Source organism: Paraburkholderia bannensis NBRC 103871 (assembly GCF_000685015.1).
Classification (GTDB): Bacteria; Pseudomonadota; Gammaproteobacteria; order Burkholderiales; family Burkholderiaceae; genus Paraburkholderia; species Paraburkholderia bannensis.
Genome location: NZ_BAYA01000013.1, coordinates 124860 through 151652 on the forward strand (window position 1 = coordinate 124860; position 26793 = coordinate 151652).

Genomic DNA, 26793 nt, shown 5'->3' on the forward strand with positions numbered 1-26793 from the left:
ACGGTTCGTGGGTTAGATCCGTTCGGCCATTTTTAGACATTCGACACGCCTCCATCCATCTCCGACAATCAACGCCCGAGAGGTTTCGATACGAATGGGCGGAATCGAAAGGGCGTGGACATCTATGGACAAAGGGATAGGCGAGCTTGTCGCCGAATTGGCCGGGCAAGGTATAGATCTGCCCGAAGGGGACGTTCGAATTGGCGGATTTGGAGATTCGGAAGCGCTTTCGGCGTCGCTGATTGCACTCATTCTTGCTGGCGTAAAGCGCGCTACTTGCAGCCTGGTTTGGTCTTGGGACTTTGACGGCGAGTCGATTCCCAAGGTCGGCGACATTGAAATCGTGCTTGACTGGAATAATCGACCTGCATTCGTTCGACGCGCCACCGACGTGCAAATCGTGCCGTTTGACCGCGTCGATGCTGAATTTGCGGCGAACGAAGGCGAAGGCGATCTTTCGCTGACGCATTGGCGTGCTGAGCACTGGCGCTTCTTCACCGAGGAGTGCAGCCGAATTGGCCGCGTGGCCGACCCTTCGATGCCGCTCGTATGTGAGAGATTTGAGGTTCTCCATGCCCTTACGCCCGTTCAGCACCGTCCGGCATAAATTCTGACTGGGTCGAGCTTGAAGACGAGCCACAAAACCGGCGTCGCTCGCGCGACGCCGGTTTCATGAGCGCGGCTAAAGCACTAAAGCACGCTCAGTTCGTCGCCACGAGCGGATCGGACGGCACGATCCGCACAGCAGCAGGACTTTGCGCGAGCGGATTCCACCACGAAAGATGCATGTTCGCAGCGCCCGTGCCGTGCACATATTCGACCTTGATCGACGCCGGCTGCTTCGCATTCAGCCACACGATGCCGCTCGTCGTCGAGCGTGTCGACGTCTGCTTGTTGATGATCTCGACGCCGTTGATCCACAGCCGCGCGACGTTGTCGCTGTTGATCGAGAACGTGTAGACGCCTGACTGCGACGCCTCGATCGCGCCCGTCCAGCGAATACCGTAGTTCGTCGCATTGACGCCCGCCGAGGCATCCGGCGAGTCGGTGCCGCGCTCCGTGTTCAAATCGAAATCGACGAGCGGCGTAACCGACGTCTTCACAGGCGCGCTGCTGAAGCTCGGATCGTTGTAGTACGCAACGTTGAGCACCGGCAGCTTCACATCGAATCCCCCTGTCAATGCCTGAACTTCCGACGTCTGCCACGGGTGGCCATCGGGGTAGACGGCGCCCTGGAACGGCGTCGCCGGTTCGACTGTCGCGGGCGCGCTCGGCGTCTGGCCCCAGTGGAAGCGGGTGTTGGTGCGCCCGATCATCAGTTCCCAGACGATGAAGCCCGTGCTGCCGCCGTAGTTCGACACAATCCCCGGCATCGTCTGCCCTGCCGTGCCCGTAAAGCCGCGCTGCAGCGTCTCCGAGTTGAGCGCATTCACGTCGCTGCCGTTGACAGGCCCCGTGTACGGATTGCCATACGGGTGGAACGCGTAGAAGTCGGAGAAGTACGTGCCTTCGTCCTCCTGCACCTGCGGCGAATTGATCGGCTGCGTGGCGCCCGCATTCAGGATCGCGATGCGCGCATCGTTCATCAGCACCGCGCGCGTTTGCTGCAACGACCCGTTACCGCTGCAACCCGGTTCGTTCATCGGTTCCCAGAAGATGATGCGCGAGTCGTTGCGGTGCGGCGCGACGAAGTCGGTGATGTAGTTAGCAAGGCTCGCCTTATACGTCACGGACGCATTCGATGCCGTCGGCTGGAAGTACGCCTGTTCGACCGGCGTGCCCGGCGACTGCACCCACTGGCTGTTGTGCACGCCCCAGACGGGCGCCGGTTGCGGGCCGTATTGGGGTGTCGGGTTCCAGCAGTCGTCGTAGAAGATCGGTGACACCTTGATGCCGTGCCGCGTGGCGATCTCCAGCAGGTTCTCGAACTTGCTCAGGAATGCTACGCGGTCGTTGGCCCACACGAGGTAGTGCAGATAGACGGCGATCGTATTGACGCCATAGGTCTGCGCATACGTCAGTTCGCGATTGACGACGGCGGGATCGTAGTTCTGCCAGAAGTCGATCGCGTTGACGGCCGTCGACGGCGTATAGACCATGCCGACCACTTTGGAAAAGTCGAAGGTCGGCGACGTCACGGCCGGATAGGTCTTGATCGTGAGGTTGCTGAACGTCGCGCCGACGCCAAAGCGCCGCACGCCGAAGCTGCCGCTCGCGAACGCGGCGGGCAGCGCGTTGGTCGCATCGTTGGCGCTGATGACACGTTGCTGGTCGAGATCAACGGTAATGGCCGTGCCGCTCGTCGTGACCTTCAGATGGTGCGTGCTGCCGCCGACGATCGCGCTGTTCGGGTACTGGATGAACTGCGTCCAGTTGTTGTTCTCGCGGCCGACGACCAGCGTGTGCGAGCCCGTGTCGAGGCCGACGAAGTAGCCCGTCAGGCTATCCGGGCCGCCCGCCGTCGGATTGGTCGTGCGCACGATGAAGCCGGCGTTGGCCGGCCCCGTGCCGACGGGGTTGCCGACCGTGACGTCAGCCTCGTAGGAGGCGCTCGCATACGTGCTGCCGAGCGCGACGGCCTTGTCGCCCGCGCCGGTGCCATTGGTGGCGGGCGCCGGGATCGTGATGCTCGAAGGCGTCGGCCCCGGTGCCCAGCCCTGCGTGGAGCCCGCCGCGAGATAGCTCGTGAAGTCGCCGAAACTGAGCGTGGTGGTGGTCAGCGCGGCAGGGGGCGCGGGTGGCGTGTACGGCGAAAGGTTCTTGTCCGGGTCGCTGATGACGACGGCTGGCGTGGTGGTTCGCATGCCCAGCGGCGTCGAGCCCGCCAGTCTGAATTCGCTTTGCACGGTCGCCGATGCTGAATTCGCTACGGACGTCTGCGCGTCCGCTACTGCCGTGGGGGTGGGTGAATCGTTGTTGCCGCCGCACGCGGCAAGAACCAACGCGCTTGCGGAAAGCACGAAGAAGTTGCGCACCTGTATCTCCTGAAATCACCCGTATTTTATAAAAGGTCGAAAATTATTATTAATTTATCGAGCATAGCCACGACTGCAGCTACGCCATGCGATCCAATTACTGGGAAACGGAAGCGATGAGACGGGGAATCGATACGACAATATTAATAATATTATTAGTCATCGACTCCTGTACCAGGAGTTTCCCTGAAGCCTGCGAAATGGCGAGAATCGCCCGGCATGTCGATCGGGCGAGATGGGGCGTGCAAGGGCTGGCGAAAGTAACGCGCCGGGTAAGCCGGGGGCTTTAAGCGGATGAACGGCAGCGCGACCGGCGCGAAGCACGCGATATCGGCGATCGTCGGCGCGCGCCCGTTGAACTCCCGAATCCACAATTGATGAATCCCGCTCAATAGCTCATGCCGTTTCTGCCCCATTGTTGAATCTTCCTGCCGAAAATACACTGTCTCCCGTTCCGTCCTGCAAAGCATCATCACGTGTGATGGTCTGCGGGCGCCTAACAGCAGAAACGAGGAGAAACGCATGAAGACACGTCAACTCGGCAACAGTGGACTCGAAGTATCCGCGATGGGCCTCGGCTGCATGGGCCTGAGCTTCGGCTATGGGCCGGCGACGGAAACGTCAGCGGGCATTGCACTGATTCGCAGGGCATTTGAACTGGGCGTCACCTTCTTCGACAGCGCGGAGGCCTACGGCCCGTTCGCCAACGAGGAACTGCTCGGCGAAGCGCTTGCCCCCATGCGCGACGAGGTTGTGATCGCAACCAAATTCGGTTTCAAGGACGGCGATGCGACAGCCGGTGTCGACAGCCGCCCCGAGCGCATTCGCGCCGTCGCCGAAGCGTCGCTCAAGCGCCTCAAGACCGACCGCATCGACCTGTTCTACCAGCATCGCGTCGACCCGAACGTGCCCATCGAAGACGTCGCGGGCACCGTGAAAGACCTCATCGCCGAAGGCAAGGTGAAGCACTTCGGTCTGTCCGAAGCGGGCGCGCAGACGATCCGCCGCGCCCATGCGGTTCAGCCGGTGGCGGCACTGCAAAGCGAGTATTCGCTCTGGTGGCGCGAACCCGAGCAGAAGGTGTTCCCGACGCTGGAAGAGCTCGGTATCGGCTTCGTGCCGTTCAGCCCGCTCGGCAAGGGCTTCCTGACCGGCGCAATCGATGCGAACACGACCTTCGATTCAAGCGACTTCCGCAACGTGGTGCCGCGTTTTTCGGAAGAAAACCGCAAGGCCAACGCGCAACTGGTCGACGTGCTCGGCGTGATCGCGAACGACAAGGGCGCGACCCGCGCACAAATCGCCATCGCCTGGCTGCTCGCGCAAAAACCGTGGATCGTGCCGATTCCTGGCACGACGAAGCTTTCGCGGCTGGAAGAAAACGTCGGCGCCGCCGCCGTGTCGCTCAGCGCGGCCGAACTGGCGGCCATCGACGCCGCGCTCGCCGCGATCAAGGTCGTGGGCGACCGCTATCCGGCGCATATCCAGCAGCGCGTCGATAACTAAGCAGCACGCCATGTCGGTTCCGTCTCCTGGCGGAACCGACACCCCGCACTCCCCCGCAATCACAAATCCCCTCATGTCCCAGCCTGCTTCGTCCGGCCGCGCGCCCGATGGAGCGCAAACCCACGACCTGCGCATCCTCGCCATCCTGAGCATGCTGATGGCGTTTGCGTCCATCTCGACCGACCTCTACCTGCCCGCCTTGCCCACCATGGCACGGTCGCTGCACGCCAGCACCGGCACGATGGAATACACCATCTCGGCGTACCTGGTCGGCTTCAGTCTCGGGCAACTCGTCTGGGGGCCGCTTGGCGACCGCTATGGCCGCCGCACGCCTGTCTCCATCGGCCTCGTGCTGTTCGTGCTGGGTTCCGCCGGTTGCGCGCTCGCGCAGTCACCGGCGTCGATGATCGCGTGGCGCGCCGTGCAGGCCGCGGGCGCGTGTGCGAGCGTCGTGCTGGCGCGCGCGATGGTGCGCGATCTTTACTCGGGCAATAAAGCCGCCCAGATGATGTCCACGCTGATGACCGTCATGGCCATCGCGCCGCTGCTGGGCCCAAGCGTCGGCGGCATCATCCTGCATTTCGCCAGCTGGCGCGCGATCTTCTGGACGCTGGTGGCCGTCGGCCTGGTGACGCTCGCGGCGCAGCGCACCATGCCCGAAACGCTGCCATCTGGCCGCCGCAATCACGAGCCCTTGAGCCGCGCATTCGCGAACTACGGCCGCCTGTTGCGCAATCGGCGGCTGCTCGGCTATGCGGGCGCAAGCGGCTTCTTTTACGGCGCGGTGTACGCGTATATCGCGGGCACGCCGTTCGCGTTCATCACCTATCACCACGTGCCGCCGCAGCTTTACGGCGTGCTGTTCGGCGCGGGCATTCTGGGCATCATGGTCACGAACCAGGTCAATGCGCGCCTCGTGCTGCTCTACGGCAGCGACCGGCTGATGCGCTGGGGCACGCTCGCCGCCGCGCTGTCCGGGCTCGTGCTCGCCGTCGATGCGCGCACCGATTGGGGCGGCCTGATCGGCCTCTTCATTCCGCTGTTCACGTTCATGTCGGTGGCGGGGTTCATCGTCGCCAATTCGATCGCGGGTGCGCTCGGCTGCGCGCCGGAGCGGGCGGGCGCGGTGTCCGCGCTGATCGGGTCGGTGCAGTACGGCACCGGCATTCTGGGCTCGGCGCTGGTGGGCGTGCTGGCTGACGGCACGCCCTGGCCGATGGCTTACGTCATGACGCTGATGGGCCTCGCCTGCGCGGCAAGCGCCCTGCTGCTCGTGCCGGTCGCTCGGGCTTCGCGACCGGAACCGGTGCGTCGCGCGGGCTAGTGCGAGATGCTTTCCAGCGACTTGCCGAGCGTGCGCGGCCCCATCAGGCCGATGGCGACGATCACGAGCGACATCGCCCCCGCGATGAACACGAACACGCCAGTCACGCCGAATTCGCGCAACGTGAACGCAATCACGAACGAGCTGAATACGGCGGACAGGCGGCTCCACGAATAGACGAAGCCCACGGCGCGCGCACGGATCGCAGTCGGATACAGCTCCTGCTGGTACGTGTGATAGCTGAACGAAATGATGTTGCCCGCCAGCGTCAGCATCACGCCCAGCGTGACGATCGCGCCCGCTGATCTCACCTGGCTGAACAGCAGCCCGGCGACGATGTTCACGGCGGCCATGCACACGATCACGTGCTTGCGCTCGAAGCGATCCGCGATGGCGTAGCCGAGCAGCGGCCCGAGCGGCGCGGCCAGCCCGATCACGGTCGTATAGAGCAGGCTCGACGTCACCGTGACGCCCTGCTTGACGAGCAGCGTCGGCACCCAGTTGGCGAAGCCGAAAAACCCGATGGTCTGGAAGATGTGGAACAGCACGAGCATGATCGTGCGCTTGCGGTACGGCGGCTTCCACATATCGGCGAAACCGGACTTTTGCGTCACGGGATCCGCCGGGCCAGGCGCGGGCAGCGCGCGGCCGTACTGGCGCTCGACGACGGCTTCCAGGCGGCTCAGCACCGCGTGCGCTTCGTCCAGACGCCCCTGGCCCGCGAGCCAGCGCGGGCTTTCCGGCAGGTTGCGCCGGAAGTACCAGACGAACAGCGCGCTCACGCCGCCCAGCAGCACGACCCAGCGCCAGCCGTCCAGCCCATGGGGCGCATTCGGCACGAGCAGATACGAAAGATACGCGGCCACCGGCACGGCGGTGAAGCCAATCGTCTGGCACACCGCAAACGCGCGGCCACGCAGGTGCTTGGGCGCGAGTTCGGACAGGTACGTGCCGATCGTCACCAGCTCCACGCCTATGCCCATGCCCGACACGAAGCGCCAGAAGTTCAGGCCCGCCGCGCTGTCCTGGAACGCCATCACCGTATTGGCGACCACGTACCAGAGCATCGACCACGTAAAGATCGCGCGTCGCCCAAAGCGGTCAGCGAGAAAGCCACAGGCAATCGTGCCGACAAACAGGCCGCTAAACAGCGCGGCGATAAAGCCCGCAATGCCCGAGGTGCCGAACAGGCCCGGCGTGGTCGGCGTGAGAATGCCGCTTTTCACGAGTCCAGGCGCGATATAGCCGGTGTAAAGCAGGTCGTAGAGTTCGAAGAAGAAGCCCAGGCTCAGCAGCAACACGAGCTTCCAGATCGCGCCGGTAGCGGGCAGCCGGTCGAGGCGCGCGGAAATCGAGCCTTTATCCGTGGCTTCATTGCCTGTTTGGGTCGCTGATGCACGGTCGGTGGCGCGCGGGGAGGAAGCGCTCTCCAGTGAGGCCATGCCTGTCTCCTGAATCGTAGTTGGAATGAATCGGCGCGCGTCGAGGTCGCCGTCACGGGCGTTCGATATTCGCCTGGGCGGATCGCCGATTGTATCCGGGCTCGCCGCAATTGCGAGCCGTCCCCTTTGTGCGCCCGCCGCCTTACGATTGCCTGGAATGTTGTGCGCGCAACTCCGCGAACGATGCGATCCGGCCCGCCAGCGCACTCGCCACCACCGTCGGCGGGCTGGCGAGCCAAACCTGCCCCGGCCCCGAGCGGCCCGGGAAATTGCGGTTGATCGCACTGATCGTGACTTCGCCGGCTTGCGTCGAAGCGCCCGGCCCGCAGTTCGCGCACGCGCCGCACGAGGGTTGCAGAAGGATCGCGCCGACCTGTTCGAAGGCCGAGAGGTAGCCGCGCTGCTCGCAGTAATCGCGCACGTCCGAGGTGCCGAACTGCAGATAGAGCCGCACGTGTTTCGGCACGCGCAGGCCCTGCTTTGCAGCCCAGGCGAGCACCTCGTGATAGTGGTCGAAGTCCTCGCGCTTGCCCGCCGTGCACGAGCCGCCATACGCGATATCCACGCGCGGGCGCTCGGCCAGGTCAGCCAGCGCCACGCCATTGCCCGGGTCACCAGGCGCTGCGAGCATCGGCGTGATGCGCGCGCAATCGATCTCGATGACCTCGGCGTAAGCGGCGCCTGCGTCGCTGTGCATCCACGGCTCGATGACGAAGTCGATGCCGCGCCGCTCCTTGAGAAAGCGCACGGTCTTTGCGTCGGGCGCGACGATGCCGGTGAAGCCGCCCAGTTCGGCAATCATATTGGTGAGCGTTGCGCGCTCGTCGATCGACAGTTGCGCGATGGCCGCGCCCGCGAACTCGAACACCTTGCCCACGCCCAGGCCCGCGCGAATACGCGGATCGGCGAGCAGATGCAGCACGAGGTCTTTCGCCGTCACGCCACGCGCCACGTCGCCGTCAAAGCGAACCAGCAGCGATTGCGGCACCGTCATGCGCACCGCGCCCGTGACGAATGCGTTGGCCATGTCGGTCGTGCCCACGCCGAACGCGACGCAGCCCAGCGCGCCGCTGTGCGGCGTATGCGAGTCCGTGCCCACCACGACCTGCCCCGGCAGCGCATAGCGCTCGGCCATCATCGCGTGCGAGATGCCTTCGGAGCCTTCGGCCTGGGCGTCGCCTTGCACGTTGAGATAGCCGTGATCGCGAATCCCGTACTCGCTCGCGAATTGCCGATGCGCGGCGGACAGCTCGCGCACGTCCGGCAGCAGGCCATTGCGCAGATGCAGCGCGCTCTTGTGCGCATAAGAGAGGTGATCCTCGAACGCGAGTATCGTCTGCGGCTCGCACAGCGCGAGCGGCCGCCCGAACGTGGCGTGCAGCATGTGGGTCGCCATGCCGGTGTAGTACTCGTGGATGAAGCGCCAGTCCGCGCGCACGAACACGCCCGCGCCCGGCGGCATCGCCTCGCTCGTGCCTTCGGTGCGAAGCGCGTGGCGTTCGAGAATCTTTTGCACCAGCGTGCGCGGCGTTTGTGTGTGCGTTTGTGTGTGCGTTTGCGTTTGTGTGTGCGTTTGCGTTTGTGTATGCGCAGGCGCCACCGCGCGAATATCGCGCATATGGCGCGCGCCGTAGCGCAGCAGGCCGCCGCTGCGCAGGATCGCCGCCGCGAGCGCATCGCGGTTCGCCACGAGTTCGTCGACATCGATGGGCTCGCCGCGCTGGATGCGTTCGATCAGCCCGAAATCGGTCGAGGTGAAAAGGCCCAGGTTGTCGGCGTTCTGCCGATAGATGCGCTCGAAGCTTTGCGCGATCACGAGCCGGATGCCCGCGCGAAATTCGGCGAGCGGGCTATGCTCGCGCGACGAACCCTTGCCGTAACGATGCCCCGCGACCGTCACGCTGAAGCCGCCGTCACGTACGCCATCCATGCCGATGGGGTTGCGATCGCCCACGCGCAGGCCCACGTATGGCACGCGGCCCAGCCGCTCGTCGAAGCGCGTGAGCACGCTCATCGGCGTGATTTCGTCGGTGGAAACGTCGTCGCGCAGCGTGCCGGGCGGCACATCGTGCAGATCGACGCCAGCGAGCTGCTGCTCGATCTGCGCCGGGTTCGTGGTGAGGAACAGAATCCGGCCGCTCAAATCCAGGGTTGCCATCCAATTTCTCCTTCTGGCAGCAATCTAGACGGCGCGGCGACCGATTGCGAAGTGCTGGATCGGCACAGGGGTCATCGCGGATTGCGACGTCCGCAGAAACCCTTATTTTGGATCCGATGTCAGCAGATCGATCAGCGCCTGCACCGCGCGCAGCCGCGAGGACTTGCGCAGCGCGTGAACCTGCAACGTGCGCCCCACCGCCCACGCATCGCCCAGCGGACGGCGCACGAAGCCGCGCGATCCGGCAAACGCGGACGCCGCGCTGATCGGCACGACGCCGATTCCCAGCCCCGCTTCCACCATGCGGCATTGCGCGTCGAAGCTGTTGACGGTCACGGCGATCCTGAGCGGCGCGCGCTGGGCGTCGGCGCGTTCATGGATCAGGCGGTCGAGCGAGCCGCCCGCCTGCAAGGCGACCAGCGCAAAGCGCATGACATCGGCAAACTCAAGCGTCTGCCGCGCAACGAGTTCGTGATCGGGCGGCAGCACAACCATCAGCGGATCGTCGGCGAAATGCCACGTTTCGAGCGCGGCGGGCGTGGCCGCGCTTGCGCGCGCCGCGATGCCCACGTCCGCGCGATCTTCCACGCAGGCGCGCACGACCTCGTCGCTGACGGCTTCGGTCAATTCGATCTGCACGAGCGGGTATTCGGCCTGGAACGCCTTGAGCCGCTCCGGCAAAAAGCCCACGATCGCCGATGCGTTCGCATAAAGACGCACCACGCCCGCGACCTCGCCGCCAAGCGACCGCACTTCGCGCGCGAACGTCTGTAGTTGCGCGTGCAACGACTTTGCGCGCGCGAACGCTTCGCGGCCCGCTTCCGTCAACGCCACGCCGCCATGCGAGCGGATCAGCAACGGCATGCCGATGGCCGATTCCAGGTCGGCCATGCGGCGGCTGAGCGCGGAAGCCGCAATGTGATGGCGCGTCGCCGCGCGGGCAATCGAGCCTTCTTCCACGACGGCAATAAAGAGTTCGAGGCTGTAGGGATCGATACGCATGGCGCTTGTCGCGGGCTTGTCGGGGATCGGATCGTCGGCGGATAACAGAATTGTCAGCGACCGAACATCGAAACGACAGGCGCTGTGCAGTATGCTTTTACGCGAAATTCGACCTGCCTGGCAAGTATCCGCCCGGCACCGCGCTTGCGGACTCGCCGTCACGCTGGCGCGGATTCGCGGATAATCGCATCGCTGTCTCGCTGTATTGTTCCCGGTTTGTCTCGCGCGCCGTTCATCATGTGGAGCGCACCCATCCTTCGTTGCACCTCTTCTGTATCAATGTCACGCCGCAAAAAATCTCGCTCCGCTCCGCCTTCCCCTATTTTCCTGCAACGTCCGCTGGACGAAAAAACCGCCACCGACATGGCGCTTGCGCATCACCTCACGTTTGCCGCCTGCAAAAGCTGGGCCGGCACGACGCGCCTCGTGAGCGAACTCGTTCGCATGGTGTACCTGACGTTCTATGTGCAATGCGCCGGTTACGGCGATACGGATATCGCACGCTTTGCCGATGCGGAGGCCGCGCTTGAGAATTGCATCCTGCGAGCGGGAGACGATGAGGTCTGCTGGATTGCGCCAAGTGAATGCGCACTGGTCGAGCCTATTTTGCGTCAGGCCGACAGGCAGTTGTTTCTTGCGCCACGGCTGGCGCTGATCGACGCGTATAAGCGCCTGGACAAGTTCCTGCGCAGTTCGAACGAGTCGCCGCTGCCGCAGATGGCCGTGTAGATCTGTTGCGCATGCAATTAAAAGCGGGCGAATCCTCGATGGCGTCGCCCACTCTTTGGCTCACGAATGCGCATAGATCGGGCCGAGGCCGACGACATCGTCCTGGGCACGCGGCGCACCTGCCGCCGAGCTGCCGTTCGAGCCCGAGCCATACGCCGAATTCACCGCATGGTTCTGCGCATCGACACGCGCTTGAGCCGCTTGCAGGTTCTGCGGATATTGCGTGTAGTCGGCTGCCGGGTTGTAGCCCGCCTTTTCCAGTTGCACGAGTTCGGCGCGAACCTGGGCGCGGGTGACCGGCTCGTTCGATTGAGCGAACGACACGGCGGGAACGGCGACGGCAACAGCAACGAGCAGCGTTTGAACGAGTTTCATGGCTTTTCTCCAGCGGATTAAGTAGGGATTCGTCGATCCGGTCGGCGGCTTGCGCTTTCGCTTGCGCTCTTGCTTTCGCGCTGCTGCTGACTGGCCTGGGTGTATTTGAACGCCCCGACGTATCCCGCTTGTGTCCGCTCACTGCCGTTTGTGCAAGCCAGCGTGTCTGTGTATGCACCAGATACATGGCGATACAAAACCAACGCAAATCGCGCTCGTTTTCGGCGCGCCAGGGCGCACTAAGGCACGTTATGAAACATCAGCTCAAGCCCGATGCGCTCGCCGCTGCGCACGCGGCTGACCGCGTGCTTGAGATGGCCACGGTAATAGCCCTGCGCGCCCTGAATGGGCCGTTGCGCGGTCGCGATGATCGCCATATCGCCTGATTTCAGGGGCACGACCATGGGCCGCGACTGCATGCGCGGGCGCTGTTCCGTCATGACGAACTCGCCGCCTGTGAAATCGCGCCTGGGTTCGCTAAGTAACGCGACGACTTGAAGCGGAAATATCCACTCGCCTTCGTCGTGGCGATGGAGTTCGAGCCGGTCGCCTTCGCGCAGACGCATCAGGTGCGATTGCGGGCGACGTTGTCCGGCACTGTGGTTGGCGTCGAGAAACGCGTCGAGTTCCGTTGGGAAAATACGTTCGACGCCTGCAAGCTGCTGCCATCGGTTTGCCAACGGCACGAGCCATCCGTAAAGCGCGACGCGCCATGTTTTAAATAGCGGAGGCATGGCGTCATCGTCGAAATAATGAAGCTCGCCACCGTCGCGCCCCGGCGTCATGCGTCCTTCGTATTGCGCAATGGAGAGCACTTCCTGTGCGTCAATGCACCCAGGCAGCACCGCATAACCCTCTGCGTCCAGTTGCGCAGCTATCGTCTGGATATCGAAACGTTCGAGCATGTCGTGGGCCTTCATCGCGCGTCGTGAAAGATCATGCCCAGCGTGTAGCGCGTGCCGCTGCGCAGGACGCTCACGCCGTGGCGCATCGCGACCTTGCGCACGCGGCCAGTAGACTCCGGCCGCTCATTGACGGCAAACACCACGGCATCGCCCTGCATCAACGGCACAACGTCCGCATACTGTCCGCCGCTGCGCGTCCCAGTCATGACAAACTCGCCGCCAGTAAAGTCCACGTCCGGTGCCGAAAGCAGAATGGCCACCTGAAGCGGAAACACATGCTCGCCGTAAAGATCCTGGTGCAGGCAGTTATAGTCGCCGGTTCCATATTGCAGCATCAGCGGCGTCGGCCTCGTTTGACCGGCTGCGTGGCAATGGGCGAGGAACGTCGCCAGATCGGCGGGATATTGCACCTCCACGCCCAATTGCCGGTTCCAGCGGTTCGCAATGGGCGCAAGACGGCGATATAACGCGTGGCGCAGCCGCTCAAGAAATGACGGCAGCGGATAGGCGAAATACTTGTATTCGCCGCGCCCGAAGTTATGCCGCGCCATCACGATGCGCGAACGAAAGCGCTCGTCCTGCGTATACATCGCGGCCAGCTTCGTACATTGCCCAGGCGTCAGCAGCGAAGGCAACACGGCATTGCCGTCGCGATCGAGCGACGCCGCCGCGCCTTCCCAGATCGCATCCCACCGCGCAGTCGCGTCTGTTTCGGTCGTTTCAATCGTTTCAGCAGATTCGGCCATCGCCGGTTCCCGTCCCGTTCATGGGTGATGCCAACCCGGCCAGTCTAGCGCGCGCACGTATGCCGGAAACTCCGCGCCTTGCGCTCCCATTCCCCTGGCCGCCCGCCGCCCGGCTGCAAAAAATACAAGCGCCGCCGCGCTCACCCACGTAAACCCGCGGCGGCGGCGCGCGGCGCACTGCAAAAAGTGCCATTGAATCTCTCTTTTGTGTAGGGACGCCCGCGCGACCCTCTTCTATTCTCTCCCCCATCGCATCACATCGCATCGCCAGTCCGGCCCAGGCCATCCGGCCCGCCACCCGCGACGGCCCATTCAAGCAAGGAGAGGATGTTGACTCAGAAAGTGCGGCTCAAAATTGCCATCGCCGAGCACCCGCATACGTCGGCGATCCGCAACGGCTCCATTCCCATCGAGGGCGTGGACGCGGAATTCGTCACGGTTCAACCGCAGATCGGCGCGTTCCGCCGCATGGTGCGCGACGTCGAATTCGATGTCTGCGAACTGGCGCCGACCACCTATATCATCGCCCGCGCCTATGGCGCGCCCTTCGTCGCGCTGCCGGTGTTCGTCGTGCGCCGCTTCCACCACGGCGGCCTGCTCGTGCGCCCGGACGCCGGCATCAACACGCCCAAGGATCTCGAAGGCAAGAAAGTCGGCGTGCGCGCCTACTCGGTCACCACCGGCGTGTGGACGCGCCAGGTGCTGATCGACGAATTCGGCCTCGATTCGTCGAAGGTCACGTGGGTCGTCGATGACGAAGAGCACGTCACGCAGCTCAAGCTGCCCGGCAACGTGATCCACGCGCCGGCAGGCACCTCGCTTGCCGACATGATGGCCAGCGGCGAACTCTCGGCCGGCTTCGCAGCCGCGGCGGGCATCGGCCGCACGGGCGCGCCCACGGGCGGCTGGAAGGAAGTCGAAGCCGATTATCCCGACCTGCTGCCGAACGCCGAAGCGATTGAAACCGAATACTACGCACGCACCGGCATCTATCCGATGCACGGCACCATCGTCGTCAAGGATTCGGTGCTCGCCGAGCATCCGTGGGTCGCGCGTTCGATCTACAACGCGTTCGAGCAGGCCAAGCAGGAATGGCTCGCGCGTCTGGACGCAGGCGAAGCCACGTCGGCCAGCGACAAGAAATACCTGGCGCTGCGAAAGATCGTCGGCCACGACCCGCTGCCCTACGGCCTCGCCGAAAACCTCAAGACCATCGAAGCGCTCGAAGCCACCGCATTCAAGCAGGGCCTCACGCCGCGCCGCATGGCAATCGAAGAACTGTTCGTCGATCCGCTCGCGCAAGAGGTGAAAGCATGATTATCGATTGCCACGGCCACTTCACGACCGTTCCCGCCTCGTTCCGCGACTGGCGCGCGAAGCAGGTGCTGTTCGCCAACGATCCGGACAAGGCGCCCTCGCGCGACGGCGCGTTCGTGAGCGACGACCAGATCCGCGACGCGATCGGCAACGGCCAGCTCAAGCTGCAACGCGAGCGCGGCAGCGACCTCACGCTGTTCTCGCCGATCGCCGGCCTGATGAGCCATCACCTCGGCAACGAGCGCACGAGCCTCGAATGGGCCGAAGTGTCCAACGATCTCGTCTATCGCGTGACCGAGCTGTATCCGGACAATTTCGCGCCGGTGTGCCAGTTGCCGCAATCGCCGGGCGTAGCGCCCGCGAACAGCGTCGCGGAACTGCGCCGCTGCGTGGAGCAGATGGGCTTTGTCGGCTGCAACCTGAATCCCGATCCGAGCGGCGGCTACTGGACGGGCAAGCCGGTGACCGACCGCGAGTGGTATCCGCTATACGAAGCGCTCGCCGAACTTGACGTGCCCGCCATGATTCACGTGGCCGCGTCGTGCAACCCGTGTTTCCACGGCACCGGCGCGCACTACCTGAACGCGGACACCTCGGTGTTCATGCAGATCCTGCAATCGGATCTGTTCAAGGACTTCCCGACGCTGCGTCTCGTGATTCCGCACGGCGGCGGCGCGGTGCCCTATCACTGGGGCCGCTATCGCGGCATGTCGCTCGAAATGCGCGAGCGCCCGCTCGAAGGACTGCTGAACAATATCTTCTTCGATTCGTGCGTCTATCACCAGCCGGGTGTCGAGCTGCTCACGAAGGTGATTCCCGCCGACAACGTGCTGTTCGGCTCGGAGATGATCGGGGCGGTGCGCGGCAAGGATCCGGCGACGGGCCAGTATTTCGACGACACCAAGCGCTATATCGACGCCTGCCCGGCGCTGTCCGACGAAGACCGCCACAAGATCTTCGAAGGCAATGCGCGCCGCGTGTATCCGCGCCTGGATGCGCGCCTGAAAGCTCAAGGCAAATGATATCTGGCCTGGCGCGCGACTCGTCGGGCCAGGCCGGTCAAGAGACAAGGACAGAGAGAGACATGGCTTCATCCATTGTTGATATTCACCCGCACATCATTTCCGACGACGAATCGCTCTATCCGCCCGCGCCGCTATTCGGCAAGCGTTCGGAATGGTCGAAGGAGCGCCCCACCACGGTCGAAACGCTGATCGCCGCGATGGATGCGGCAGGCGTGGGCAAGGCGGCTGTCGTGCATTCGTCGACGACGTATGGCTTCGACAACAGCTACGTGGTCGATGGCTGCGCGAAATACGCCGACCGCCTGGTCGCGGTCGGCTCGGTCGACGTGCTCCAGGAAGACGCACCGCAGCGCATCCGCGAATGGACGGATCGCGGCCTTGCGGGCCTGCGGCTGTTCACGGGCGGCAGCACGAAAGAATTCGACCCGAGCGAGCTGGACGATCCGCGTTCGTTCCCGGCGTGGGAACTGTGCGCGGAACTCGGCCTGCCCATGTGCATCCAGACGGGCCCGATCGGCCTGCCGCAAGTGACGGCGCTGGCCAGACGCTTTCCCACGGTGCCCATCGTGCTCGATCACCTGGGCCGCCCGGAAGTCGCGGACGGCGCACCGTACGCGGCGGCGCAAAGCCTGTTCGATCTCGCGCAGTACGAGAACATTTTCCTCAAGCTCACGCCGCGCATTTTCGCCGACGTGAAGAAGGAAAAAGCCAGCGCGCAGACGTTCTTCCCGCGCGTGGTGGAAGCATTCGGCGCCGACCGCATGGCATGGGGCTCGAACTTCCCGACCTCGCCTGGCGCGCTCGAAGAGATTCTCGCCACGGCGCAAGCGGGCCTCGCCTGCCTGAACGCCGCCGACCGCGCGTGGATCTTCGGCAAGACGGCACAGAAGCTGTACCCGGCGCTGGCCTGATGGTCTGATGTAGCGCCTGCAACACGGCGGCCGGCTGGCGCCCTGCACGACGAAGCACGCAAGGCGCCTGCCGGCCTGTATCAAACCGATTGAGGTCAGAAAAAAGCAGATGGAGACGAGCAAAACCCAGCGGCAAGGCAGCGTGAACCGATGGGGCATTCTTGCCCTGCTCGCGATCGGCGTGCTGACGTCCTTTATCGACCGCACCAGTATTTCCAGCGTGCTGGCCGACAGCGCCTTTATTCGCCACTTCGCACTGACCAATGTCGATCGCGGCTGGATCAATTCCGCATTCTTCTGGTCGTACGGCCTGTTCCAGGTGCCGATGGGCTGGGTCGCCGATCGCTACGGCGTGAAATGGCCCTATGCCGTGTGCTTCGCGCTCTGGTGCCTCGCCACGGCCTTGATGGGCGCCGTCACGACGCTCGCCGGTCTCGTGGTGATGCGCCTGTTGATCGGCATTGCCGAAGCCATCGTGATCCCGGCGAGCTATCGCTGGATCCGCAATAACTTCGACGAAAGCCAGAACGGCCTTGCGGTGGGCATCCTGGCGATGGGCAACAAGTTCGGCCCCGCACTGGGCGCGCCGGTAGGCGCATGGTTCATCGTCAACTACTCGTGGAAGGCGATGTTCGTCGCAACGGGCCTGGTCGGCCTGCTCTGGCTCGTGCCCTGGCTTCTGTGCGTGCGCAACGACCTGCCGTCGCGCGCACAACTCGCCAAGGCCGACCGTCATGCACGCAGCGTGAGCATTGGGAGCATCCTCGCAAGCCCGGTGGTGTGGGGCGGCATGGTGACCAACTTCTGCTACGGCTACTTCACGTTCTACTGCATGACGTGGATGCCCGCCTACCTCGTCGAACAGCGCGGCCTGTCGATCGGCGAATCCGGCATCTTCACCTTCTTCAGCTTCGCGGGCATTGCCATCGTCGCCGCAATTGCAGGCTGGGCCGCCGATCGCATCATCGCACGCGGCCACGACGCAGTGATGGTGCGCAAGGCCTTCATCATTGCCGGGTTCGTGGGCGGCTGCACGGTGTTGCTGGGCGCGTACGCACAGTCGCTCAATACCGCGCTGTTCTGGAACGTGCTGTCGCTGTCCCTGCTCGGCATGACCACGGCGAACAACCTCGTGCTGTCGCGTCTCACGCTGATTCCGAAGCAGACCATCGGACTCGTGACCGGCGTGCAGCAGGTGGCGACGAGTCTTGCGGGCGGCGTCGCGGCAAGCCTGTCCGGCTGGCTGCTGCACGTCAGCCATAGCTATGACCTGCCGATGCTCGTGATCCTCGTGTTCCTGCTGGTAGGCGCGGCGGCCACCGCGATCATGTACCGCAGCGAGTGGGCCCCCAAAGTCAGCGAGCCACAGGGGGAACTGCGCGAAGCCTGATTTTCCCTTGCGATTGAATCGGATTCCGAACCATCAAGACAGCAGCGCGAAGCGGATAGCCCGCTGATTCGCGCGCCCGACACCATCGGCCCGGCGGCACCCTCCCCGGCCCCTGATTAAAAAGACTGGAAACAACAGATATGGCGAAGATCGTATTCGGAATGGCAGTGCCGCACAGCGGCATGCTGGGCCAGGCGCCCGAAGACTGGCTGAAGAACGGCGAGCGCGACCGCAACAACCCGGAACTCTGGTTCCGCAACCGCACGTGGACGTACCCCGAACTGGAGGCGCACCGCGAAGCCGCCTTTGCACCGTTCCTCACGCTGGAAGAGCGCACGGCACGCGCTGCGCGCTGCCGCGCCGCGCTCGACGAGATGGCGGCGGCCTACCGTGCGGCGAAGGTGGACGTGGCGATCATCCTGGGCAAAGACCAGAAGGAGATCTTCACGGACTTCTCGCCGTCGATTGCGATCTACAGCGGCAAGGACGTGCACAACGGCCCGCCCCAGCGCGCCGTATATGCGCCCGATCATCACGTCACGCACGAATGCCATCCCCAACTGGCCACGTACCTCATCGAGCACTTCCAGAAAGAAGGCTTCGACCTCACTGACCTGTTCGCGTGGCCCGAGAACGTCTGGATGTCGCCGCGCCCCGAGTATCCGGTCGTGCCGCATGCGTACAGCTTCGTCTATCACCAGATCATGGACGACAATCCGCCGCCGCACGTGCCCATCATCATGAACTGCTTCTACCCGCCGACGCAGCCGTCGATGTCGCGCTGCATCGAGTTCGGGCGCGTGCTGCGCGATGCGATCACGGCGTGGCCCGAAGACGTGCGCGTGGGCATCTTCGCCTCGGGCGGCCTTTCGCACTTCGTCAACGACGAAGAGTTCGATCACCGCATCATGAACATGCTCGCCGACTACGACTATGACGGGCTCGCGGCCGTGGACGACCGCTCGTATCAGTCGGGCACCTCGGAAATCAAGCTCTATGTGAGCGTGATGAAAGCGGTGCAGGAAACCGGCGCGCAAATGACGCTGGTCGATTACGTGCCCTGCTGGCGCACGCCTGCCGGCACCGGCGAAGGCATGGGCTTCATGTACTGGAAAGCGGCTGAATAACGCCTGCCCCGCACACCACCCTAATTCATCGACGAGAGACAGATTCAATGAGCACTGCTACGAACACTCCGCGCCTTAACAGCATCATCCGCGCCCTGGAATCGGGCAAGCCCGCTTTCACCGCGTTCTCCAAGCTCGACAAGCAGAACGCGATCGAAATGAGCGATGCGCCTTATGACGGCATCGTATTCGAAATGGAGCACAACCCGTATGACGTCGCGGCGCTTGGCGACGCGATGCAATACATGCTGAACCGCAAGGAAATTGCGGAATCGGGTTCGGTCTCGCCGCGCGTCACGCCTATCGCGCGCATTCCCGCCAATGGCGCGGAAATGAACCAGGCCTTCGCCAAGCAGGTGCTCGACCGCGGCGCCTATGGCGTGGTGTGGCCGCACGTCGCAACCGTGGAACAGGCGTATAACGCCGTTGCATCGTGCCGCTACGCGCGTCCGAAAAACGCCCCGCTCTATGAACCGAAGGGCGTGCGCGGCGACGGCCCCGCCACGGCTGCGCGCTACTGGGGCTTGAGCACGGCCGATTACTACAAGAAGGCCGACGTGTGGCCGCTCGTGCCCGAAGGCGAAATCCTGGTGGGCCTCATGTGCGAGAGCACCCAGGCCATCGAGAACCTGGACGACATTCTCTCGAACGTGCCGGGTATCGGCTTCATCCTGATCGGCGAAGGCGACCTGAGCCAGGAACTCGGCTTTGCGCGCCAGTACGAGCACCCGGAAGTGCTGGACGCCATGCGCCGCATCGTGTCGACCTGCCACAAGCACAACGTGGTGGTGGGCAATCCGCACGTGACCGCCAAGAACCACCGCCGCCTGATCGAAGAAGGTTACCGCTTCCTGATGTCCGCGCCGACGCGCAGCTACGGCGTCGTGGGCATGGCGCGCGAAATGGCCGGCTACTAAGCCGACGTTGCGCCCGACCAGCGCGATTCATCGACCTACGAATAAGGATTCCTTAACATGACGACCACGCAAACCGAAGCACCGACACTGCGCGTCAATCTCGCCGATTACGCCGTCACCCGGGCGATGAAAGACGGGCGTGTCAGCTCGGACATCGTCAATCTCGACTATTGCGGCCCGACGCCCGCGCATAACGGCTTCAAGGCCATGGTGCGCGAGAATGCCTTCGACGCAGGCGAACTGGCCATCGTCACCTTTCTCCAGGCCAAGGCCTACGGCAAGCCCTATGTGCTGCTGCCCGCGCCGATCTCGGGCCGCTTCCAGCATCATTGCGCAGGCTACAACATCGACTTCGGCGAACTTGCGCCGCGCGATATCGAAGGCAAGAAAGTGGGCGTGCGCACTTACACGCAGACCACGGCGCTGTGGATCCGCGGCATCCTGCGCCACGAATATGGCGTCGATCTCGACAAGGTCACGTGGATGACGCTGGGCGACGGCCATCTGGCCGAGTACAGCGATCCCGCCAATTGCCAGCGCCTGCCCAAGGGCTCGTCGATTCCGCAGATGATGCTCGACGGCGAGCTGGCCGCCGCCCTGCTCGGCGAAGACATGCCGAAAGACCCGCGCGTGCGCACGCTCGTGCCGGACGCCCAGGACGCGGCAAAGGACTGGTTCGCGCGCGAAGGCGTGGTGCCGATCAACCACATGTTCGCCGTGCACAGCGACCTCTCGAAGCAGCGCCCCGATATCGTGCGCGAACTCTATCGCATGGTCGTGGAAAGCCGCGCGCAGGCCGAAGGCGTGCCCGCCGTGTTCCCGCCCATCGGTCTGGAAGCGAATCGCAAGGGCATCCAGCTTGCGATCGACTGGGCGCTCGACCAGAAGATCATCCCGCGCCGCCTGTCCGTCGATGAGTGCTTCGACGACGTGACCGCAAGCCTCGGCTAATCCGCTTTTCTCTTTCGGTGCGCAGCGGCTCGGGTCGCTGTGCACCTTTCCCGCACTTCAACCGGAGGACTACGAAGCAATTCAGCCAATAAAGCGAGCCAGAGACATGGCCGCGACTATTACAAAAAAGCATGGAGACAGAATGAAAAGATTGCTCGTATTGGCATGCGGCGTCACATCGGCCTGCATGTTCGGCGCGGCGCACGCACAGTCGTCCGTCACGCTCTATGGCGTGATCGACAACGGCGTCGAGTTCCAGAACGGCGGCGACGGCAAGGTCGTACGCGCCACCTCGGGCGGCCTGTTCGCGAGCCGCTACGGCTTCAAGGGCACCGAGGATATCGGCGGCGGCATCCACGTCAATTTCCAGCTTGAACAGGGCTTCTCCGCCATGACGGGCGCCGCCGCGAATTCCACGGCCGCCTTCAATCGCCAGGCGTGGGTGGGCGTGTCGGGCAACTTCGGCGAAGTGCGCTTCGGCTTGCAGAATACGCCGCAGTACATTTTCCTGAACCGCGAACTCGACCCGGTTGCCGTGATGAGCATGGGTTCGCCCATGCTCAATTTCAATTCGCTGACGATACGCGTGAATAACGCGATTTCGTATTTCACGCCCACCGTTTATGGCCTGACCGCGCAATTCATGGTGGCGATGCGCGATTCCACCACCAAGCCCAGCAATGGCCTGCAGTTCTATAACGCGGCGGTGCGCTATGAAAACGGGCCGTTCCGCGTGGCAGCCGGATACGAACAGGCCGATAACGCCACGGGTACTTCCGCGCTGCGCGTCTTCAATGCGGGCGCATCCGTGGGCGTGGGCAATGCGCGTTTTTATCTGGCGTATCACACCGAACGCCAAACCGACGACAGCGTGAAGCGCGACGTCTACGAAGCCTCGGGCTCGTATTTCTTCTCCCCCGCCGATCAACTCGTGCTGATGTACGGCTATGAGCACGACCGCACCAATCAGGGCAATAACGCGCAGCAGATCGGCATGACCTACGAGCACTATTTGTCGAAACGCACGACGCTTTACGGATCGGCGGGTTTTATCCAGAACCGCAATCACGCGGCATTCACGCTTAACGGCACATCGTACGCAGGCGTCACGGTCGCGCCGGGGTCGAATACGCGGGGCGTGATTCTGGGCATGGTGCATACGTTCTGATATCGATTGCACGCCGCCGCGGTAATAGAGCGTAAACATTTACCCGGCGGCGTTGGGGTTAGCCGCAGGTCGCAGCGCCCCAATCGATATGAAAGAATACAAGGCGTTTTACGCTTCCATTTAAAAAGGGAGCAACCGGAGCATGTCGCACGTGGGCCCGGCCAGCAGGTGCAGTGCTCCGGCGAAACTTCAATCGCAAAGGCGGCCGGCGCAAGACCGGACGCCGAGGAGACTTCATGGCCCAGAGTGCGATGAGCAGCAAACCCGTGCGCAGAACGAGCGGCGAAGTCCGGCTCACTGCTGTGCCGAAAGTCCGTCTGTACGTCGAACGACCGGAAGAGGAAAACTGGTTCGTTCATGTCGGCCATGTGACCGAGCGTGGCCGCTGGCGTACCGCGCCGCACGCGCATCCGACTTACGGTCAGGTGATTTTCGTGCGCAGCGGACGCGGCGTCATGAATCTCGAAGGCAGCAGCGTGCCTTTTGAAGGGCCATGTGCGCTGCTGCTGCCCACCGAATGTATTCACGGTCTCGATTACGAGCTCGACGTCGACCGCTGGGTCGTGACCGTCGACGTTTCCTATCTCACCCAGGTCAATGCCAAGCTGCACGAATTCATCGTGCTGTGGTCTGCGCCGCGCATGATCCCGCTGGCGCATGCGGCCGATGTGGGTCACGACCTCTATGCACTGATCCAGCGCCTGAAACAGGAAGTGGAATCGAGCGCGGTCGGTCATGTGCCCGGCGCGGAAGCGCTGCTCACGATGCTGCTGCTCACGCTCGTGCGCGAAGCGCATCTTGACCAGGCCGCCAACGACGGCACGCCACGTCACGACGTGCGCCTGGTCGAGCGCTTTCGCAAACTGATTGAAGAGCATTACCGCAACAATCTGCCCTTGCAGGAATATGCGTCGATACTCGCGGTGTCGCCGGTGCAACTGCGCGCCGCGTGCGCCTCGGCGGCGGATATGAGCCCGACCAAGATGATTCACGCGCGCATCATCACCGAGGCGAAACGCGAACTCATCTTCGGCGACATGTCGGTCGAACAGGTCGCGTTCTGGCTCGGTTTCGCCGATGCAGCGTATTTCACGCGCTTTTTCCGCCGCGAAGTCGGCCAGGCGCCCAGCCAGTTCCGTATCGAGGCACGCCGATAACCTTCGCGTTGCTCCCGCGCCGTGACTCTCACGTGACACGGCGCGGTTTTCAATGGCGCGCTACCGCCCCGTATTGAAGCCCCGTATATTCCCTGGTCTACGCGAAAAATCCCAGCGAAAGCGGGATTTGTACAGGGTTCGTGAATAGCGCGCCGCCTATGCTGTCCTTTAGTTTATTCACGTGAACCGAATATGGCGCATTCGTTTAAGCATCAAGCCAGCCGCGTCGCGATCAACGCCGCACTCGTTGCGTGCGCATCGATTTATGGCGTGGCCTGCACCACCTCACTGCCCGCGAGTTCCTCTGCCGAATTCGCTTACGTCGGCACCCAGCAAAAGCAGATCAGCGCACTGCGCCTGGACACGGCGACGGGCAAGCTCGTAGCACTCGGCACCGCCGCACAAGGGCCGAACGCGACGTGGGTGGCCTCGCATCCCGCCTTGCCCGTCCTGTACGCCGTGGACGACCAGCGCGACAAGGAAGGCAGCATCACCGCCTACGCCGTGAATCGCAGGAGCGGCAAGCTGGAGCGCATCAACGACGTGCTCACGGGCGGGCGCGGCACCACCTTCCTGCAATTCGACGCGCCCTCCTCCACGCTGCTCGGCGCGAATTACAACAGCGGTTCGGTGTCCAGCGTCGCCGTCGATCATGACGGCAGCGTCGGCAAGCTCGAATCGACGATTGCGGAGAAAGGATCGGGCCCAAGCCCGCGCCAGAAAAGCGCACACGCGCACGGCGTGACGATCGATCCGTCGGGCCGTTATGCGCTCGTGCCGGATCTGGGCGCGGATCGCGTCTTCATCTATCGTTTCAATCGCGACTCCCATGCGCTCTCGGTGCGCGAGGGTGACGCTCAGCATGCCTTCGACACGCCGCCGGGCAGCGGGCCGCGCCGCATCCTGTTCAGCGCGAATGGCGACTACGCTTACGTGCTCACCGAAATGAGCGCCGAACTGATCGCCCTGCGCTGGGACGCGGAAAAAGGCGCACTGACGCAACTGCAATCGACGCCCATCACCAGTGCGGCATTCAACGGCGTGAAAAGCGGCGCGGAAATGGCATTTGGCCGCGACCGCCGTTTCCTTTACGTCGAGAACCGCGCGGAAAACGCCTTGATGGTCTATCGCGTGGACGCGGCAACCGGCCAGGTGACGCTGGTGCAGCGTGCGCCCTCGGGGGGAGAAAAGCCCTGGGGCTTCGGTATCGACGCATCCGGACAATGGATGCTGGTCGCCAATCAGCATAGCGGCGACGTGCACCTGTTTCGCATCGATCCCGCGACGGGCACGCTGGCCGACACCGGCGAATCCGTCGCCGTGCAGGATCCGACCAGCGTGGCTTTCGTGCAGTGATGCCGCGCGATTTTATGAAAGCCCCCTCCCAGCCCTGGCGCGTGCTCGTGCTGCTCGCGCTCGGTCTGCTGATTTCCTTTGTCGACCGCACGAGCCTGTCTTCGGCGCTCGCCGATAAAAGCTTCATTCATCACTTCGGACTCACGAGCGTCGAGCGCGGCTGGCTCAATTCCGCCGTATTCTGGTCGTATGGCGTCCTGCAGATGCCGATGGGATGGCTTGTCGATCGCTACGGCGTCAAGCGCCCCTACGCGATCTGCTTCCTGCTCTGGTGCCTGGCGGCGGCGGCAACCGGGCTCGTCACCACGCTTGGCGCGCTGATCGTGATGCGCCTGCTGATCGGCGCCGCTGAGGCCATCGTGGTTCCAGCCACCTACCGCTACCTCGCGAATCACTTCGAGGAAACGCAAAAAGGCACGGCGCTGGGCATATTCTCGATTGGCGGAAAAATGGGCCCGGCGCTGGGCGCGCCGATTGCCGCGTGGATCATCGTGAATGCGTCGTGGAAAGTCATGTTCATCGCGACCGGCCTGGTCGGACTGGTCTGGCTGCTGCCGTGGCTCGCAATGGTGGAGAACGATTACCCGACTCGCGACGAACTGGCGGCGGCGAAACAGCGCGCCGCAACGGTTCCGCTGGGCAACCTGCTGGCAAGTCCCGTTGTCTGGGGTGGTCTCGTCAACAACTTCTGCTACAGCTATTTCGCGTTTTATTGCATGACGTGGATGCCGGCATATCTCGTCGAGCAACGCGGCCTGTCGCTGCAATCGTCGGGGCTGTATACGTTCTTCAGTTTCGCGGGCATTGCGATTGTTGCTGCCGTCGCAGGCTGGGCCGCGGATCGCATCATCGCGCGCGGCAGGGATGCGGTCGCGGTGCGAAAAGCATTTATCGTCGCGGGTTTTCTCGGCGGCACGACGGTACTGCTCGGCGCGAATGCGCATTCATCGGAGATGGCGCTGTTCTGGAACGTGATGTCGCTTTCGCTGCTTGGCCTTGTCACGGCGAATAACCTCGCGCTGTGCAAGCTCACGTTGATCCCGAAGCCTGCGGTGGGTTTGAATACCGGGCTGCAACAGGTGGCGACCAGTCTCGCGGGCGGCGTATCGGCCAGTCTGTCCGGCTGGCTGCTGCATATTGGCGGCAGCTATACCCTGCCGATGACGGCGATCTTTGTGTTCCTGCTGGTTGGCGCAACGAGCACGCTCACGCTGATGCGGCGCGAATGGGCTCCGCGCATCAACACGCCGCTAGACGACGCCCACGCCATTCACAAAACGGGTTGCGCCGATTGCGGTTGAACGCATGCTATAACGTGTGTTCACGCGCAACGCGGTTCTACGCGATCCCCGATGAATTCAGACGACCTCGCCGTTTTCGCGCATGTTGCGAAGACCGGCAGCATTTCGCGCACCGCCATGGAACTGGGCGCGAACCAGTCCACCATTAGCCGCAGAATCGCGGTGCTCGAAGCAGAACTCGGCGTGCGCCTGTTTCAGCGCAGCGGGCGCGGCGTGGGTCTCACCGAGCGCGGCGAACAGTTGCTCGGCTACGCGCAGTCGCTCGAACGCACGCTGGACGAAGCGCGCGGCGCGATGCGCAGCGGCACGCAAAGCGGCCCCGCGCAACTGGCGATTGCCGCGCAACCCACCATCGCGCGCATCATGTTCGGCGAACTCGGCCAGCGGCTCAAGGCGCGTTATCCGCATACGCGCGTGCGTTTCGTGGAAGGTCTGGCGAGCCAGATTCTCGGCCGCCTGAATGACGGCGAGATCGATCTCGCGATCATGTATGTGCCTGAGCATCGCGGCACGACACAATTCGATCCGCTGCTCGCGGAAGAATTGTGTCTGGTGACGCCTGCGGGTTTTGCATTGCCGGATAGCGCAGGCCCCGGCCCTGTCGATGCACACGTGCTAGGTCAATTGCCGCTCATCCTGCCCAGCACCCATCACGGCTTGCGCCTGCTGGCAGAGTCGCTGGCCGCGCGGCACGGTTTTACGCTGCAAATCGCGCTGGAATGCGACGGTTCGATTTCGCTGACCAAGCGCCTCGTGATGGCGCAATGCGGCTGCACGCTGCTGCCTGCGGCGTCGGTGATCGAAGAAGTGGCGGCGGGCAGGCTGCGTTGCGTGCCGCTCGCCAACGCAGACGTGGTGCGTGACGTAGCAATTGCATGGCCGCTCAATCGCGTCATGCCAGACGGCGTGTGGCGCGTCGCGCAGATGATCCGCGAACTCGCCGCCGACCTCGTCGATGCAGGCGACTGGCCCGGGGCGACCTTGCCCGCCCCGGACGCCTGATTACCTCGC

The 26793-nt window shown here is 63.6% G+C and carries 24 protein-coding genes; 16 read left to right on the forward strand and 8 right to left on the reverse strand.

The window, feature by feature from the left end:
• Positions 1-124: 124 nt before the first annotated feature.
• On the forward strand, positions 125-607 hold the full coding sequence (locus BBA01S_RS20485; protein WP_042297590.1) for an ASCH domain-containing protein: 483 nt from the start codon (positions 125-127) through the stop codon (positions 605-607).
• Positions 608-701: 94 nt separating this feature from the next.
• Here the strand turns inward: BBA01S_RS20485 and BBA01S_RS41950 are convergent, their stop codons facing one another.
• Positions 702-2975: a PA14 domain-containing protein gene (locus BBA01S_RS41950; protein ID WP_245641541.1), complete on the reverse strand. Its 2274-nt coding sequence runs from the start codon at positions 2973-2975 to the stop codon at positions 702-704.
• A 155-nt stretch (positions 2976-3130) separates the two neighbouring features.
• Positions 3131-3391 (reverse strand): glutathione S-transferase family protein, encoded by a 261-nt coding sequence (locus BBA01S_RS41955; RefSeq protein WP_042297592.1) that lies wholly within the window; start codon positions 3389-3391, stop codon positions 3131-3133.
• 106 nt (positions 3392-3497) lie between these two features.
• Between BBA01S_RS41955 and BBA01S_RS20500 the strand changes: the two genes are divergently transcribed.
• Together BBA01S_RS20500 and BBA01S_RS20505 are read left to right on the forward strand one after the other, a co-directional pair.
• Complete coding sequence (locus BBA01S_RS20500; protein ID WP_027818097.1) at positions 3498-4481, forward strand: aldo/keto reductase; 984 nt, start codon at positions 3498-3500, stop codon at positions 4479-4481.
• A 73-nt stretch (positions 4482-4554) separates the two neighbouring features.
• Positions 4555-5805: a multidrug effflux MFS transporter gene (locus BBA01S_RS20505; protein WP_042297593.1), complete on the forward strand. Its 1251-nt coding sequence runs from the start codon at positions 4555-4557 to the stop codon at positions 5803-5805.
• Here BBA01S_RS20505 and BBA01S_RS20510 read toward each other — a convergent pair.
• The 3 genes from BBA01S_RS20510 to BBA01S_RS20520 all read right to left on the reverse strand — a co-directional run bounded on the left by BBA01S_RS20510 (position 5802) and on the right by BBA01S_RS20520 (position 10407).
• Entirely contained in the window at positions 5802-7247 is a 1446-nt protein-coding gene (locus tag BBA01S_RS20510; RefSeq protein WP_027818099.1) for an MFS transporter, read from the reverse strand. The genes BBA01S_RS20505 and BBA01S_RS20510 overlap by 4 nt on opposite strands.
• A gap of 142 nt (positions 7248-7389) precedes the next feature.
• Complete coding sequence (locus tag BBA01S_RS20515; protein WP_027818100.1) at positions 7390-9405, reverse strand: aconitase family protein; 2016 nt, start codon at positions 9403-9405, stop codon at positions 7390-7392.
• 102 nt (positions 9406-9507) lie between these two features.
• Positions 9508-10407 carry a LysR family transcriptional regulator gene (locus tag BBA01S_RS20520; RefSeq protein ID WP_027818101.1) on the reverse strand — a complete coding sequence of 300 codons (900 nt, stop codon included), beginning with the start codon at positions 10405-10407 and terminating at the stop codon, positions 9508-9510.
• Positions 10408-10491: 84 nt separating this feature from the next.
• Between BBA01S_RS20520 and BBA01S_RS48130 the strand changes: the two genes are divergently transcribed.
• Positions 10492-11136 (forward strand): hypothetical protein, encoded by a 645-nt coding sequence (locus BBA01S_RS48130; RefSeq protein ID WP_245641542.1) that lies wholly within the window; start codon positions 10492-10494, stop codon positions 11134-11136.
• A gap of 60 nt (positions 11137-11196) precedes the next feature.
• On the opposite strand, the gene BBA01S_RS20530 is transcribed toward BBA01S_RS48130, so the two are convergent.
• The 3 genes from BBA01S_RS20530 to BBA01S_RS20540 all read right to left on the reverse strand — a co-directional run bounded on the left by BBA01S_RS20530 (position 11197) and on the right by BBA01S_RS20540 (position 13162).
• Positions 11197-11511 (reverse strand): DUF4148 domain-containing protein, encoded by a 315-nt coding sequence (locus BBA01S_RS20530; RefSeq protein WP_027818103.1) that lies wholly within the window; start codon positions 11509-11511, stop codon positions 11197-11199.
• Positions 11512-11750: 239 nt separating this feature from the next.
• Positions 11751-12431 carry a 2OG-Fe(II) oxygenase gene (locus BBA01S_RS20535; protein ID WP_027818104.1) on the reverse strand — a complete coding sequence of 227 codons (681 nt, stop codon included), beginning with the start codon at positions 12429-12431 and terminating at the stop codon, positions 11751-11753.
• Positions 12428-13162 (reverse strand): 2OG-Fe(II) oxygenase, encoded by a 735-nt coding sequence (locus BBA01S_RS20540; protein ID WP_084162380.1) that lies wholly within the window; start codon positions 13160-13162, stop codon positions 12428-12430. Before BBA01S_RS20540 ends, BBA01S_RS20535 begins: the two co-directional genes overlap by 4 nt.
• A gap of 327 nt (positions 13163-13489) precedes the next feature.
• On the opposite strand from BBA01S_RS20540, the gene BBA01S_RS20545 reads away from it, so the two are divergent.
• From BBA01S_RS20545 to BBA01S_RS20600, 12 genes are all read left to right on the forward strand, one after another.
• A complete protein-coding gene (locus BBA01S_RS20545) occupies positions 13490-14479 on the forward strand; it encodes an ABC transporter substrate-binding protein (RefSeq protein ID WP_042297594.1) in 990 nt (329 codons plus the stop codon).
• Complete coding sequence (locus BBA01S_RS20550; protein ID WP_027818107.1) at positions 14476-15501, forward strand: amidohydrolase family protein; 1026 nt, start codon at positions 14476-14478, stop codon at positions 15499-15501. The genes BBA01S_RS20545 and BBA01S_RS20550 overlap by 4 nt, the downstream gene beginning before the upstream one ends.
• Before the next feature lie 62 nt (positions 15502-15563).
• Positions 15564-16415: an amidohydrolase family protein gene (locus tag BBA01S_RS20555; RefSeq protein WP_027818108.1), complete on the forward strand. Its 852-nt coding sequence runs from the start codon at positions 15564-15566 to the stop codon at positions 16413-16415.
• A gap of 109 nt (positions 16416-16524) precedes the next feature.
• A complete protein-coding gene (locus BBA01S_RS20560) occupies positions 16525-17805 on the forward strand; it encodes an MFS transporter (RefSeq protein WP_042297595.1) in 1281 nt (426 codons plus the stop codon).
• 140 nt (positions 17806-17945) lie between these two features.
• A complete protein-coding gene (locus tag BBA01S_RS20565) occupies positions 17946-18932 on the forward strand; it encodes a DODA-type extradiol aromatic ring-opening family dioxygenase (protein ID WP_027818110.1) in 987 nt (328 codons plus the stop codon).
• 47 nt (positions 18933-18979) lie between these two features.
• Entirely contained in the window at positions 18980-19849 is an 870-nt protein-coding gene (locus BBA01S_RS20570) for an HpcH/HpaI aldolase family protein (RefSeq protein WP_027818111.1), read from the forward strand.
• A 57-nt stretch (positions 19850-19906) separates the two neighbouring features.
• Entirely contained in the window at positions 19907-20800 is an 894-nt protein-coding gene (locus BBA01S_RS20575; RefSeq protein ID WP_027818112.1) for a substrate-binding domain-containing protein, read from the forward strand.
• Between the two features lie 142 nt (positions 20801-20942).
• The gene (locus tag BBA01S_RS20580; RefSeq protein ID WP_027818113.1) at positions 20943-21968 is read left to right on the forward strand and encodes a porin; all 1026 of its coding nucleotides are present in this window, start codon (positions 20943-20945) and stop codon (positions 21966-21968) included.
• 236 nt (positions 21969-22204) lie between these two features.
• A complete protein-coding gene (locus tag BBA01S_RS20585; RefSeq protein ID WP_042297596.1) occupies positions 22205-23125 on the forward strand; it encodes a helix-turn-helix domain-containing protein in 921 nt (306 codons plus the stop codon).
• 192 nt (positions 23126-23317) lie between these two features.
• A complete protein-coding gene (locus BBA01S_RS20590) occupies positions 23318-24481 on the forward strand; it encodes a lactonase family protein (protein WP_027818115.1) in 1164 nt (387 codons plus the stop codon).
• A 14-nt stretch (positions 24482-24495) separates the two neighbouring features.
• Positions 24496-25782: an MFS transporter gene (locus BBA01S_RS41960; RefSeq protein ID WP_245641543.1), complete on the forward strand. Its 1287-nt coding sequence runs from the start codon at positions 24496-24498 to the stop codon at positions 25780-25782.
• Positions 25783-25833: 51 nt separating this feature from the next.
• Positions 25834-26784 carry a LysR family transcriptional regulator gene (locus BBA01S_RS20600; protein ID WP_027818116.1) on the forward strand — a complete coding sequence of 317 codons (951 nt, stop codon included), beginning with the start codon at positions 25834-25836 and terminating at the stop codon, positions 26782-26784.
• Positions 26785-26793: the final 9 nt, after the last annotated feature.